The organism is Citricoccus sp. (genome assembly GCF_035445025.1).
Classification (GTDB): domain Bacteria; phylum Actinomycetota; class Actinomycetes; order Actinomycetales; family Micrococcaceae; genus Citricoccus.
The window spans coordinates 38,339-51,898 of sequence record NZ_DAOMPX010000013.1 but is presented as its reverse complement, the minus strand read 5'-3'; the positions used below and the strand labels follow the sequence as shown (position 1 = coordinate 51,898).

The window sequence follows — 13,560 nt, the reverse complement described above, 5'->3', positions numbered from 1 at the left end:
TGTGGCACCGGCGCCTCGACGCGGACAAGGGACCGCAGGCCGCCGCCGCGGGCCGTCAGGTCAGCCCGTGGCCTGCCTCAGGGCCTGACGGACGCGCTTCTCGGAGACGGACACGGCGGTGCCGAGGTCCTGCGCGAAGAAGCTGATCCGCAACTCCTCGAGCAGCCAGCGCACCTCCTCCAGGGCCGCGGGCACCGGCCGGCCGGCCGGTACGGCGGCGACGGCGGCATCGAAGTCGTCCTCGAGGGCCTGGACCACGGCCATGTCCAGGCCGTCCCGTTGCAGGTGCCCACCGGCCTGGAGCCTCTCGATCCGGCGCAGCATGCCGTCCAGGTAGCGCGGCAGGTGCTGCAGGTGCCGCCATCCCGTGGCCGCCACGAAGCCGGGGACGATGAGCTGGTCCAGCTGGGCCTTGATGTCACTGAGCGCCGGCGCCATCGCCAGGGACACCGAGCCCTTGAGCTCGCGGCGGACCCGGCTGGCGCGGGACAGGACCTTCTCCACGACGGCCGTCACGGCGAACACCGTGTCGATCAGTTCCGCGCGCACGGCGGTGAACAGGTCCTGGAACTCGCCGGCGGTGAAGGGCAGGTCCTCGGGCACCAGCCTGTCCACCGCGGCCCGGGTGCAGTCGGCCACCAGCTGGTCCACCGAGCCGTGGGGGTTCTGCGTGAAGGTCAGCTTCTCCCGGTTGTCCAGGTGGTCCAGCACGTAGCGCTGCGGGCTCGGGACCTGGGCGAGCAGCAGGTTCACCACACCGGCCCGGTGGGCGGCGCGCTGGTCCGCCTCGGTGCGGAACACGGTCAGCCCGGCCGCCGGGGAACCGTTCGCCAGGGTCTCGGCGGTCAGACCCGGATACCCGGTGATGCGCTGCGTCCCGGACCCGGCGGCGATCCTGGTGTCCAACTTGCGGGGGATGTCCCCGACGTCCCACGTCGTCATGCCGTGGCGTTCGGCCAGGGCCGGCACCGCGGACCGGGCCGGTCCTGCCTGCCCGCCGCCCGGCGTCGCACCCCGGCCGGTCCCGCCGCGGCCGCCCGTCCCGGGGACGGCGCCGGGGGAGGGGGTGCCGCCGGCGGGCCCTGCCGCGGGGCCGCCGGCGGCCCGCGCCAGCGACTCGGCGATGGCCGTGCGATTCTGGCCGGCCAGCCGGTCCTGCAGGGCCGCCAGGTCCTGGCCGCCGCCGATCACCGCACCGCGGCCGTCGACCACCCGGTAGTCGGGCACCAGGTGCGGCGGCACCGCCGAGAGGTCCCAGGACCCCGGCGGGATGACGAAGCCCTTGAGCCGGCGCAACGCCAGCTCCAGCGCGGGCAGCAGGTCGTCGACCTGCGGGTCGGCGTCCTGGCCCAGGCGCTCGACGGCGGCCCGGGCCACGTCCGGGGCCGGCACGAAGTTCTTCCGCACGGCCTTGGGCAGCGACTTGATCAGCGCGGTCACCAGTTCCACGCGCAGCCCCGGGACCAGCCACCGGAAGCGCTCCGGGTCCATCTGGTTGAGCATCAGGACCGGGATGATGACCGTGATGCCGTCCGGTTCGCCCGCGGTCGCGGCCGGGTTGAAGTCGTAGGACAGGTCCAGGTCGATCCCGCCACCGGCCGTGGGGTGGTGGAAGGTGGTGGGGAACTGGCCGGTGTCCAGCTCGTCGGTGTCCACCGCCAGCAGGGACCGCGGGTCGAAGTCGAGCAGCTCCGGACTCCGGTGGCGGGCCTTCTTCCACCAGGAGTCGAAGTGCCGCTCGGAGACGACCGTGGCGGGGATCCGGGCGTCGTAGAACTCGAACAGGTCCTGGTCCGAGACACGCAGGTCGCGCCGGCGCAACCGCGTCTCCAGTTCCTCGACCTCGGCCAGGGCCTGGCGGTTGCGGGCGAAGAAGTGGTGGCGGGTCTTCCAGTCACCCTCCACCAGCGCGTGCCGGATGAACAGCTCGCGGGACAGGGCCGGGTCGATCCTCCAGAACTGCACCGGGCGGTCGGGGACGAGGGTGACGCCGAACAGCGTGACCTTCTCCCGGGCCACCACGGAACCGGAGCGGCGGGACCAGTGCGGCTCGTTGTAGGTGCGCTTGGCCAGGGCCCCGGCCGCCTCCACCGCCCAGTCCGGATCGATCCTCGCCACCATCCGCGCCCAGAGCCGCGAGGTCTCCACCAGTTCGGCCGCCATGACGAAGGCGTGGCGCTTCTTGAACAGGGCCGAACCGGGGAACACGGCGAACCGGGTGTTCCGGGCGCCGGCGTACTCGCGCTTGCGCTCGTCCCAGGAGCCGATGTGGGACAGCAGCCCGGACAGCAGGGACCGGTGGACGGCCTCGTGCTGTCCCACCGGGTCCACCGGGCCGGGCGAGACCGAGATGCCCAGGGGCCTGGCCAGCTGGCGCAATTGCTGGACCAGGTCCTGCCACTCGCGCACCCGCAGGTAGTTGATGTACTCGCTGCGGCACATCCTGCGGAACTGGTTGCCGGAGAGCTCCTTCTGGCGCTCGCGCAGGTAGGACCACAGGTTCAGCAGCGCGGAGAAGTCCGAGTTCTCGTCCCTGAACCGGGCGTGCTGCTCGTCGGCCTGGGCCCGCTGCTCCGTGGGGCGTTCCCGGGGGTCCTGGATGGTCAGGGCCGCGGCGAGGACCATGACCTCGCGCACGCAGCCGCGCTCGCCGGCCTCGACGATCATCCGCCCCAGGCGCGGGTCCACCGGCAGCCGCGCCAGCTTCCGCCCCACCGGCGTGATCGTGCCCTTGGGGTAGGCCTTGCCCCGGGCGTCGGGCTGGCCGCTGTTCAGCGCCCCGAGCTCGGTGAGCACCGCGGCGCCGTCGGTGACCTGGCGGGAGTCCGGGGCCTGCAGGAACGGGAAGTCCCCGACGTCGGCCGGGGTGCGCGCCACGCCCATCGAGCACATCTGCAGGATGACCGCGGAGAGGTTGGTGCGCAGGATCTCCGGGTCGGTGAACTCCGGCCGGGAGGCGAAGTCCTCCTCGGAGTACAGGCGGATCGCGATGCCGTCCGAGGTGCGTCCGCACCGGCCCGAGCGCTGGTTCGCGCTGGCCTGGCTGATCCGCTCGATCGGCAGCCGCTGGACCTTGGTGCGGTGGGAGTACCGGGAGATCCGCGCGGTGCCGGTGTCGATGACGTACTTGATGCCCGGCACGGTCAGGGACGTCTCGGCGACGTTCGTGGCCAGGATGATCCGCCGGCGACCGCCCGGGGAGAAGACCCGGTGCTGCTCGGCCATGGACAACCGGCCGTACAGCGGCAGCACCTCCGTGGTGCCCAGCCGGCGGTTGGCCGCGACGCGCGGGGCCAGGGCCTCGGCGGCGTCGCGGATCTCCCGCTCACCGGAGAAGAACACCAGGATGTCCCCTCCGGGCTCCCGGGAGAGCTCGTCGACGGCGTCGCAGACCGCGTCCACCGGGTCCCGGGCGTCCTCGTCATCGTCCGCGTCGTCGTCGGGATCGTCCTGCGGCCGGGGCTGGTCCAGGGGCCGGTAGCGGATCTCCACCGGGTAGGTGCGTCCGGAGACCTCGATGATCGGGGCCGGCACCGGTGCGTCGCCGGGTGCGGCGTCCGGGGCCGGCAGGGCGAAGTGCGCGGCGAAGGACTCCGGGTCGATCGTGGCGGAGGTGATGACCACGCGCAGGTCGGGCCGTTCGGGCAGGACCCGCTTGAGGTAGCCCAGCAGCACGTCGATGTTCAGGCTGCGCTCGTGGGCCTCGTCGATGATGATGGCGGCGTACTTCGACAGCAGCCGGTCGTGCTGGATCTCGGTCAGCAGGATGCCGTCCGTCATGACCTTCACCCGGGTGTCCGCCGAGGTCTCGGCGGTGAACCGGACCTGGTAGCCCACGTCGGTGCCGATCGGGGTGCCGAGCTCGTGGGCGATGCGCTCGGCCACGGACCGTGCCGCCAGCCGGCGCGGCTGGGTGTGCCCGATCATGCCGGTGCCGGACACGGCCGGCTCATCCGGGTCCAGGGACAGTTCCAGGAGCATCTTGGGCAGCTGGGTGGTCTTTCCCGAACCCGTCTCCCCGGCCACGATGACCACCTGGTGGTCCCGGATGGCATCCTTGATGGTGTCCCGCTCGGCCGAGACCGGCAACTGCGGTGGGTACTCGAGGCGGATGGTGGCGGCGGGGGACTGGGACATGGCACCGGCCAGTCTAGTCGCCGGGACGGCCGGACCACGGCCTGTCTGCGGCGGGGCCGCCCGGCGGACCAGACGTCCTGATCCGGAGGGCTTCTCCCCGGCGATGAGAACAGAAGGTCTGCCGATCCGTGTCCCTGGGACGGGATTTTCCACGGAGAGGGCGCGTTGTGGTGCATTGTGTTGCGCGTCACGTCTATTCTTAGCTTCCAACGTCCCCGGTCATCCCACCCGACGGCGCAGCCTGCGTCCATCCGCCGGGGACCGCGGCATGGAAAGGACCATCATCATGATTCGCACCCACAAGGCCCGCACCGGGCTTCGTGCCGGGGCCCTGCTGGCCGTCTCCGCCCTCGCACTGACCGCCTGCGGCGGTTCCGGCAACGGCGGGGAGGCCACGGCAGGCGGCGGCGAGGGCACCGAGGCCGACGCCCAGTCGTACAACATCGCCATCTCCCAGTTCGTCACCCACCCCTCCCTGGACGCCGCCCGCAAGGGCTTCGAGGAGGGCCTCGAGGAGGCCGGGCTGGACGTCACCCTCGACGTGCAGAACGCCCAGGGCGACCAGGCCACCGCGAACACCATCGCCGGCACCTTCGCCTCGGCCGAGCCGGACCTGATCCTGGCCGTCGCGACCCCCTCGGCCCTGACCGTGGCCCAGGCGGTCAGCGACATCCCGGTGCTGTTCACCGCCGTGACCGATCCGGTGACCGCCAAGCTCGTGGACTCCCTCGAGGCCCCGGGCGCGAACGTCACGGGCACCTCGGACGCCAACCCCGTGCTGGAGCAGTTGCAGCTGCTCAAGGAACTGGCCCCCGAGGCCAAGCGGGTGGGCATCGTCTACTCCTCCGGTGAGGTCAACTCGGAGGTCCAGGTCGAGTGGGCCAAGGAGGCCGCCGGTGAGCTGGGCATGGAGATCGTCGAGGCCACCGTCTCGAACTCCTCCGAGGTGCAGCAGGCCGCCAACTCCCTGGACGTGGACGCGTTCTACGTGCCGACCGACAACGCCGTCGTCTCCGCCCTCGAGTCCCTGCTGGGCGTGGCCCAGAACCAGAAGATCCCGGTCATCGCGGCCGAGGGTGACTCGGTGGAGCGCGGGGCCGTGGCCACCTACGGCCTGAACTACGAGAAGCTGGGCGCCCAGACCGCCGAGATGGCCGTGCGCATCCTCACCGAGGACGCCGATCCCGCCACCATGCCGGTCGAGACCCCCACCGAGCTGGAGCTCTACGTCAACCCGAAGGCCGCCGAGGCCATGGGCGTGGAGATCCCCCAGTCGATGCTCGACGAGGCCGACCACACGGTCGGCGAGTAACCGCCCCGCCCGGCGCCCCTCACCTCCCACGACGCGGTGCCGCCCCGGCCCAGGCCGGGGCGGCACCTCCTGAAACTGCCGCATTGGAGCTGTCATGACGACCGCCATCGAGCTCGGTCTGATCTACGCCATCATGGCCCTGGGGGTCTACCTGACCTTCCGCATCCTCGACTTCCCCGACCTGACCGTGGACGGCTCGTTCACGACCGGCGCCGCCGTCGCCGCGATCTCGATCACCAACGGGATCAACCCCATCATGGCGATCCTCATGGCCTTCGTGGCCGGGTTGATCGCCGGCGTCATCACCGGCCTGCTCAACACCAAGGGCCGCATCAACGGCCTGCTGGCCGGAATCCTGACCCAGATCGGCCTGTACTCGATCAACCTGCGCATCATGGGCAAGGCCAACGTCCCCCTGCTCGGGGAGGACACGGCCATCACCCCGCTGCGGGAGGCCGGTGTCCTCGGCGGCCCGGTCGGCATCGCCGCCTTCACCCTGCTGGCCGTGGTGCTGGCCCTGGTGCTGGTGTGGTTCCTGCACACGGACACGGGACTGGCCATGCAGGCCACGGGTGACAACGAGAAGATGATCCGCTCCTTCGGGGTGAACACGGACAACCAGAAGATCCTCGGGCTCGCCCTGTCCAACGGCCTCGTGGGCATGTGCGGTGCCGTGATCGCCCAGTACCAGGGCTTCGCCGACATCGGCATGGGCATCGGCCTCATCCTGGCCGGACTGGCCTCGGTCATCATCGGCCAGGCCATCTTCGGGCAGCGCACCATCCTGATCGCGGCGCTGGCCGTGGTGGTCGGCTCCGTGCTCTACCGCGTGGTCATCCAGCTGTCCCTCGAGGTCGGCCTGAACCCGAACGACATGAAGCTGGTCTCGGCCATCCTGGTGATCCTGGCCCTGATCGTGCCGCAGTTGCCGTTCTTCAAGCGCCGGCGCAAGACCCGGGCCCGCAAGGGCGAACCCGATGCCGTGCTGGAGACCCCGGGTGCTCCCGCGCTCGCCACCGGTGCCCCGGGCACGGGCTCCTTCACGGGTGCCGCCACGACGACGACCGAACAGGGAGATCGCTGATGCTGACCATTTCCTCCGTCTCCAAGACCTTCTTCGCCGGTACCGTCAATGAGCGTCGCGCGCTGCGCAGCGTGGACCTGCACCTGGCCGAGGGCGACTTCGTGACCGTGATCGGCTCCAACGGGGCCGGCAAGTCCACCGTGCTGAACATCGTCTCCGGGGACCTGTTCCCGGACGAGGGGACGGTGACCATCGACGGCCGGGACGTCACGAAGCTGCAGGACCACCAGCGCGCCGCCTTCGTCGGCCGGGTGTTCCAGGATCCGATGGCCGGCACCGCGCCGCACCTGACGATCGAGGAGAACATGGCCATCGCCGACCGCCGGGGCAGGCCGCGCCGGCTGGCCACGGGTGTCACCCGGTCCAAGCGCAGTCGCTTCGCGGACGAGCTCGCGACCCTGGAGCTGGGCCTGGAGAACCGGCTCAAGGCCAAGGTGGGACTGCTCTCCGGCGGCCAGCGCCAGGCCCTGAGCCTGCTGATGGCGACCTTCTCCGACCCGAAGATCCTGCTGCTCGACGAGCACACCGCCGCCCTGGACCCCCAGCGGGCCGATCTGGTCACCCGGCTGACCCGCCAGGTGGTCGAGGACAAGGGGCTGACCACGCTCATGGTCACGCACAACATGGAGCAGGCCCTGCGGGTCGGCAACCGGCTCATCATGATGCACGAGGGCCAGATCATCCTCGACCTCACCGAGGAGGAGAAGCGGGGCCGGACGGTGAAGGACCTGCTGGGCGAGTTCGAGAAGATCAAGGGTGCCACGATCGACGACAAGACCCTGCTGCAATAGGGCCCACGTCGGCGCGGGCGGTTGGCCCTCGACGGGAATTCGTGGCATGGTGACCCATCGCACCCTGCCGTCGAGGTCCCCCGGCCGTCTCGCGCCGACGGGGACGAGGAGAACATGGACTACGCCTACAAGCTCATCGCGATCGGGCTGTACTTCGCGGCCATGCTGGCCATCGGGTTCTACGCGGCCCGGAAGAACACCGACCTGGACGACTACATGCTGGCCGGACGCAGGATGCGCCCCAGCGTCGCCGCCCTGTCCGCAGGGGCCTCGGACATGTCCGGCTGGCTGCTGCTCGGCCTGCCCGGTGCGATCTACGCCGCGGGCCTCGTCGAGGCGTGGATCGCCATCGGCCTGACGGTCGGGGCCTGGCTGAACTGGCGGTTCGTGGCCCCGCGGTTGCGTGCCTACACCGAGGTGGCCCGCAACTCCATCACGATCCCCTCCTTCCTGGAGAACCGGTTCCGTGACCGCACCCGGGTGCTCCGGATCGTGGCGGGGCTCGTCATCCTGGTCTTCTTCACCTTCTACGTCTCCTCCGGCATGGCGGCCGGAGGCAAGTTCTTCGAGTCCTCGTTCGGGTCCACCTACCTCTTCGGCATGCTGCTCGTGGCCGGGATCACGGTCGTCTACACCCTCTTCGGCGGCTTCCTGGGTGCCTCGCTGACCGACGTCGTCCAGGGACTGATGATGCTGGCGGCCCTGGTCGCGGTGCCGACCGTGGCGATCATCGAGCTGGGCGGCTGGGGCGAGGTGGTGTCCTCCATCCAGGCGGCCGACGCGTCACTGGCGGAGGGCGGCAACCGGTTGTCCTTCTTCGCCAACGCCACCTGGGTGGGGATCGTCTCCGCACTGGCCTGGGGTCTGGGGTACTTCGGCCAGCCGCACATCATCGTCCGGTTCATGGCCCTGCGCTCGGCGAGGGACGCCGTGGTCGGCCGGCGGATCGGCATCGCCTGGATGGCGATCTGCGCCCTGGGGGCCGTCCTGACCGCCCTGGTCGGCATCGCCTACGTCCAGGCGAATCCCGGCGTCACCCTCGAGGACCCCGAGACGGTCTTCCTGGCCCTGTCCCAGGTCCTGTTCCACCCCTTCGTGGCCGGACTCGTGCTGGCCGCTGTGCTGGCGGCCGTGATGTCCACCATCTCCTCGCAGCTGATCGTGTGCTCCTCGGCCCTGGTGGAGGACCTCTACAAGCTCGTGGGCCGGGAGGCGAGCCCCCGGAGCGGGCTGTGGCTCGGCCGGGGAGGCGTCGTCGTCGTGTCTCTCGTGGCCCTGCTGCTGGCCCTGGATCCCGAGTCCAGCGTGCTGGAACTGGTCGCGTTCGCCTGGGCCGGTTTCGGGGCCTCGTTCGGCCCGATCGTCATCCTGTCCCTGTTCTGGAGGCGCTTCAACACCTGGGGCGCCCTGACCGCACTCGTGGTCGGTGCCGCGACCGTCTTCTGGTGGGGCAACATGCCGGACGATGCCTGGGGCGGGGCCTTCGCCCTGTACGAGATCGTTCCCGGTTTCGTGCTCGCCGCCCTCGCGGGCATCGCGGTCTCGCTGGCCACCTACCGCGGTGACCCGGAGATCGACGCCGAGTTCGACGAGGCCGTGGCCGTGTCCCGGGGTGCCGACATCACCGTGTCGCCGGCCACGGTCTAGGCGCCGGGTCAGGACACCGCGCCGCGGGACGATGTGGCGTCCCGAGCCGGCCGGGGACCGCGGTATCCGCGCAGGGCCGCGTCCTGGCGCATCCCCAGGGACAGGTACAGCTGCTGCGCGGCGGTGCGGGACTCGCGCACCGTGAGGTGGACCAGTTCCGGGGAGCCCTCGGCGAGCAGCAGCCGGACCAGGGCCGTGACCACGTGCCGGCCCACGCCGCGGCGGCGCGCCGACGGGTCGACGGCGGTGAAGTCCACGTAGGCCGAGCCGTCGTCCTGGATCCGCCCCGAGGCATAGCCGAGCAGCCGGCCGTCCGGTGCCTCCGCGACCACCGTGCGGTGGTGGGTGAGCAACTGGTCCACGGTGGCGTACGCCTCGCCGAACTCGGGTGCGTGCAACCGGGCCAGTGCGGCCCGGTCTGCCGGGACGGCCGGCCGGACCGTCACGGCCTGGAGCGGTTCGGGCGGGATCCAGCCGGCGGCCTCGTCGGCCGCCACCACCAGGGCGAGGCTCGTCTCCGTCGGTGCGAGTCCCAGTCGGTCCGCCACCACGGCCATCGCCGTGTTGGCCACGTGGCCGCACAGCTCGAACCGGCGGATGGCCGGGGGCACCTGGTCCACCGCCGCCATGACCAGGCCAGGACCGTGCGTACGCACGGCGTCCGGGGTGCCCCAGGGGCCGTGCACCCACGCCATGGAGGGCTCCTCGTCCCATTCCACGGCGACGGCGGCCAGGAGCCGCCCCCGTTCCACCACGGCCCGCACGGTCTGCAGCCACGGTTGCCCCAGGCCCTCGAGCTCGGCCTCGACGCCGGCCCGGTCCTCCCCGAGGAACGCCGTGCCCGTGGCGGGGTCCTGCTGGCAGGACACGATGAAGTCCAGGGCGGTCGTCCGGTCGGAGAAGGGCTGTGGCGTGGTCATGGGGTGCTCCCGTCGACGGAGGTGGCTCAGGTGAGGCGGTGGTCCTGGGGATGGACGGCCCGCAGCCACCGGTAGCCGTAGCCGTCCAGGCGTACCTCCACGGTGCCGTCGGCAGCGACGACGAGGTCGTCCCCGTCCAGCAGGTCCAGCAGCGGCCGGCCCGCGAGGCCGTCGGCCGTGGGGTGCTGCCCGGTCAGGTCCAGCCGGACCGACTTCGCACCGGCGGAGAGGTTGTGCAGCATCAGCGTGGACAGCGGCACCGCGCCACCGCGGCCCCCGGGATCGTGCCCGGGACCGCCCCAGGACAACCGGTGTGCCAGCACCGATTCCGTGGAGTCCGCGGGTGCTCCGGCGGCGGAGTGCTCGAGGATCTCCAGCTCCCCCCAGCCGATCTCCGGGGACCGACGGTAGGCGTGGATGAGCCGGCGGATGTGGTGGTACAGGGAGTCCGGGTCCTTCCGGGCCTGCAGGGCGTTGACGTGTTCCGGACCGTAGGCCCCGGTCACGGGGCGGGCGGCCAGCCGCGAGGGGGCCGCCGTGGAGAAGCCGCCGTTGCGGCCGGGATCCCATTGCATCGGCGTCCGGACGGACAACCGTCCCGGGGCGTCAAGGTCCTCGCCCATACCGAGTTCCTCGCCGTAGAAGAGCACGGGCGAGCCCGGCAGGGAGAACAGCAGGGAGTAGGCCAGGCGCAGCCGGCGTGGATCGCCCTCCAGCATCGGCGGCAGGCGCCGCCTCAGGCCACGGCCGTAGACCTGCATCGCCGGATCCGGGCCGAACGCCGCGAAGACCTCCTCCCTCTCGCTGTCACTGAGCTTGTCCAGGGTCAGCTCGTCGTGGTTGCGCAGGAACGTCGCCCACTGGTTGTCCGGGTCCAGGCGCGGCCGCCGGGTCAGGGTCCTCGCCAGCGGACGCGCGTCGGCCCGGGCCAGGGAGAGGTAGGTGTACTGCATTGAGAGGAAGTCGAACATCATGGTCAACTCGTCACCGTCCCGGCCCCCGAAGAACTCGCGCTGCGCGGCGAACGGCAGGTTGACCTCGCCGAGCAGCACCGAGTCGCCCTTCCGGCGGTGGGTGAAGGAGCGCAGGTCCCGCAGGATCTCGTGCGGATCCTCGGGCTCCCGGGCACCGTCCGTGGGAGAGGCCTCCAGGAAGTAGGGGACGGCATCGATCCGGAACCCGTCGACGCCGAGCTCGAGCCAGAACCCCATGGCCTTGGCGAGCTCGTCCCGCACGCGGGGGTTCATGACGTTCAGGTCGGGCTGGTGCCGGTAGAACCGGTGCAGGTACCACTGCCCGGACTTCTCGTCCCGCGTCCAGATCGAGTCCTCCTGGTCCGGGAAGACCACCTCGTGGGAGGTGTCCGGCGGCGGGTCCTGCCGCCACACGTAGTAGTCGCGGTAGGGGGAGTCCTTCGACCGCAGGGCCGCGCGGAACCAGGGATGGCGGTCCGAGGTGTGGTTGACCAGGAAGTCGACGATGACCCGCATGCCCCGGTCCCGGGCGGCGCGGAGGAACTCGACCAGGTCACCGTGGTCGCCCAGCCGCGGGTGGACGCCGTAGAAGTCGGTGACGTCGTAACCGTCGTCCTGTCCGGGGGAGGGGTAGAAGGGCATCAGCCACAGGCAGGTGACCCCGAGCTCCTGGAGGTAGTCGATCCGGTCCGTCAGGCCCTCGAAGTCTCCGGTTCCGTCCCCGTCCGCGTCCATGAACGTCTCGACGTCCAGACAGTAGAAGACGGCGTTCTTCCACCACAGGTCCGAGGTCTGCGCCGACCTCATGGGTTCGCCTCCGTCGTCAGGCCGGCCAGGGCCGGCAGGACCTCACGGCCGAACGTCTCGATGAACGGACCCTGGTCCTGGGCCACGCAGTGCAGGTATACCTCGTCGAACCCGAGCCCGGCGTACTCGGCGAGCCGTTCCACGTGCCAGTGGGGATCGGCGGAGACGTCCACCGCCTGGGCCACCTCGTCCAGTCCGGCCCCGGCCGAGGCCGCCTCGAAGTCCTCCGTCCGGGCCAGGTCCTCCAGCTGATGACGGGGGACCGTGTTGGACCGCCACTGGTCCACGGCGATCCGTTCGGACTCGGCACGGGTCGGGGCCCAGGACAGGTGGACCTGCAGCACCGCCGGCCCGGTTCCGCCCTGCCCGCGGTAGGCCTCCAGGACCGTCCTGAGGTCGTCGAGGGGCTGGTTGACGGTGATGAGACCGTCGGCCCAGGCCGCGGAGCGCGCGGCGGTCTCCGGGCTGAGCGCGGGCGCGATGAGCGGGACCGGCGTCGGCGGCAGGTCCCAGATCCTCGCCCGGTCCACGGTGATCCGGCCCCGGTGGTCCACGGTGTCACCCCGGTGCAGGCGGCGGATCACCTCGACGCACTCCTCGAGACGCAGCTGCCGGTCCTCCTTGTCCGGCCAGGGGTCACCGGTGACGTGCTCGTTGAGGTTCTCCCCGCTGCCGGGGGCCATCCAGAACCGTCCGGGGAACATCTGCGCGAGCGTCGCGGATGCCTGGGCGAGGATCACCGGGTGGTAGCGCTGGCCGGGGGCGGTCACCACGCCCATGCGCATCCCGGTGCCGGCCAGGGCGGCGCCGAGCCAGGACCACGCGAAGCCCGAGTGCCCCTGCCGTCGGGACCAGGGGGCGAGGTGGTCCGAGCACATGGCGGCCGCGAAGCCCGCGCGCTCGGCGGCGTGCACGTCCTGGAGCAGCTGGCGCGGAGAGGCCTGCTCGTGGCTGGCGTGGAATCCGAAGACGGTCACGGTCCCGTGGCCTCCCTCAGGGGTCGTCGGGCGTTCGGGGCACTGCGGTCACGGTTCATCCTCGCGGCTTGCCGCGGGACAGTACAGCCCCGGGCGTCCTGCCGACCCGGGCCCGGCGCCCGGGTGCGGACCCGGCACGGCTCCGGTCACGGGTGGCGAGCCGGCCGGGGCACGGCCCAGGTCCTGGTGCCGGCCCGTGGGGAGTATCACTCGATACCCGTAGTATCGGGTAATGAACTCGACGCTCTCGCTCTACCGGCGCCTCTCCGCCCTGCCGGGCGGCCGACGGCTGTTCACCGCCGCGTTCTGCCGCCGTGCTCCGTACTTCGCCTCGGCGCACCTCGGCGTGCAGGCCATGGCGACGCACTACGGGGAGGTGACGGTGCCGTTGCGGCGCTCGACGCAGAACCACCTCGGCACTGTCCATGCGATCGCGGTCTGCAACGGCCTGGAGGCGGCGATGGGCCTGCTCGCCGAGGCCACCGTGCCTCCCGGGATGCGGTGGCTGCCGAAGGGCATGGAGGTGGAGTACCTGGCCGCGGCGGACTCGGAGGTGACGTGCGTCGCCGAGAGCACCACGGCGGACTGGGACGGGGCGCCGGACGTGCCCGTGGCGGTGACGGCCACGAGGGAGGACGGGACCGTGGTGGTGCGGGGGATCATCCGGCTGTGGGTCACCCCGGTGCCGGGGGGATCGTCGGCGCGGAAACGCGCTGGACGATGAGGAGGAAGAGGGTGCCCCCGGCAGGATTCGAACCTGCGGCCTTCTGCTCCGGAGGCAGACGCTCTATCCCCTGAGCTACGGAGGCGGGGGTCTCGCGGCCGGTGGGGCCGAGCGGGACTTCACAACCCTATCGCATCCGGGGCCGACAGAAGAAATCGCACCCGGTCGGGCCCCGTGCGCCCCGTCA

Annotated in this window: 9 protein-coding genes and 1 tRNA gene; 5 read left to right on the top strand and 5 right to left on the bottom strand. The window is 71.4% G+C overall.

Annotated elements, in window-relative coordinates; all coding sequences use genetic code 11:
• Positions 1-60: 60 nt before the first annotated feature.
• On the bottom strand, positions 61-4,137 hold the full coding sequence (gene hrpA / locus PLJ28_RS06420; RefSeq protein WP_183524549.1) for an ATP-dependent RNA helicase HrpA: 4,077 nt from the start codon (positions 4,135-4,137) through the stop codon (positions 61-63).
• 286 nt (positions 4,138-4,423) lie between these two features.
• Here hrpA and PLJ28_RS06415 point away from each other — a divergent pair, with 286 nt between their 5' ends.
• The 4 genes from PLJ28_RS06415 (at position 4,424) to putP (ending at position 8,971) form a co-directional block, all read left to right on the top strand.
• Entirely contained in the window at positions 4,424-5,449 is a 1,026-nt protein-coding gene (locus PLJ28_RS06415) for an ABC transporter substrate-binding protein (protein ID WP_183524552.1), read from the top strand.
• A 94-nt stretch (positions 5,450-5,543) separates the two neighbouring features.
• Positions 5,544-6,533, top strand: coding sequence for an ABC transporter permease (locus tag PLJ28_RS06410; protein WP_183524555.1), 990 nt, complete (start codon positions 5,544-5,546; stop codon positions 6,531-6,533).
• The gene (locus PLJ28_RS06405; protein WP_183524558.1) at positions 6,533-7,324 is read left to right on the top strand and encodes an ABC transporter ATP-binding protein; all 792 of its coding nucleotides are present in this window, start codon (positions 6,533-6,535) and stop codon (positions 7,322-7,324) included. Before PLJ28_RS06410 ends, PLJ28_RS06405 begins: the two co-directional genes overlap by 1 nt.
• 114 nt (positions 7,325-7,438) lie before the next feature.
• On the top strand, positions 7,439-8,971 hold the full coding sequence (putP, locus tag PLJ28_RS06400; RefSeq protein ID WP_183524561.1) for a sodium/proline symporter PutP: 1,533 nt from the start codon (positions 7,439-7,441) through the stop codon (positions 8,969-8,971).
• An 8-nt stretch (positions 8,972-8,979) separates the two neighbouring features.
• On the opposite strand, the gene PLJ28_RS06395 is transcribed toward putP, so the two are convergent.
• Genes PLJ28_RS06395 through PLJ28_RS06385 form a run of 3 tightly spaced genes read right to left on the bottom strand, consistent with a single transcriptional unit; the run spans position 8,980 to position 12,649 of the window.
• The gene (locus PLJ28_RS06395) at positions 8,980-9,891 is read right to left on the bottom strand and encodes a GNAT family N-acetyltransferase (RefSeq protein WP_183524564.1); all 912 of its coding nucleotides are present in this window, start codon (positions 9,889-9,891) and stop codon (positions 8,980-8,982) included.
• Between the two features lie 26 nt (positions 9,892-9,917).
• The gene (locus PLJ28_RS06390; RefSeq protein ID WP_183524567.1) at positions 9,918-11,672 is read right to left on the bottom strand and encodes an alpha-amylase family protein; all 1,755 of its coding nucleotides are present in this window, start codon (positions 11,670-11,672) and stop codon (positions 9,918-9,920) included.
• Positions 11,669-12,649 carry a TIGR03885 family FMN-dependent LLM class oxidoreductase gene (locus PLJ28_RS06385; protein WP_183524570.1) on the bottom strand — a complete coding sequence of 327 codons (981 nt, stop codon included), beginning with the start codon at positions 12,647-12,649 and terminating at the stop codon, positions 11,669-11,671. The genes PLJ28_RS06390 and PLJ28_RS06385 overlap by 4 nt, the downstream gene beginning before the upstream one ends.
• Positions 12,650-12,881: 232 nt before the next feature.
• Between PLJ28_RS06385 and PLJ28_RS06380 the strand changes: the two genes are divergently transcribed.
• The gene (locus PLJ28_RS06380) at positions 12,882-13,373 is read left to right on the top strand and encodes a hotdog fold domain-containing protein (protein WP_183524573.1); all 492 of its coding nucleotides are present in this window, start codon (positions 12,882-12,884) and stop codon (positions 13,371-13,373) included.
• A gap of 12 nt (positions 13,374-13,385) precedes the next feature.
• On the opposite strand, the gene PLJ28_RS06375 is transcribed toward PLJ28_RS06380, so the two are convergent.
• Positions 13,386-13,458: transfer RNA gene (locus PLJ28_RS06375), tRNA-Arg, on the bottom strand.
• Between the last annotated feature and the right edge of the window lie 102 nt (positions 13,459-13,560).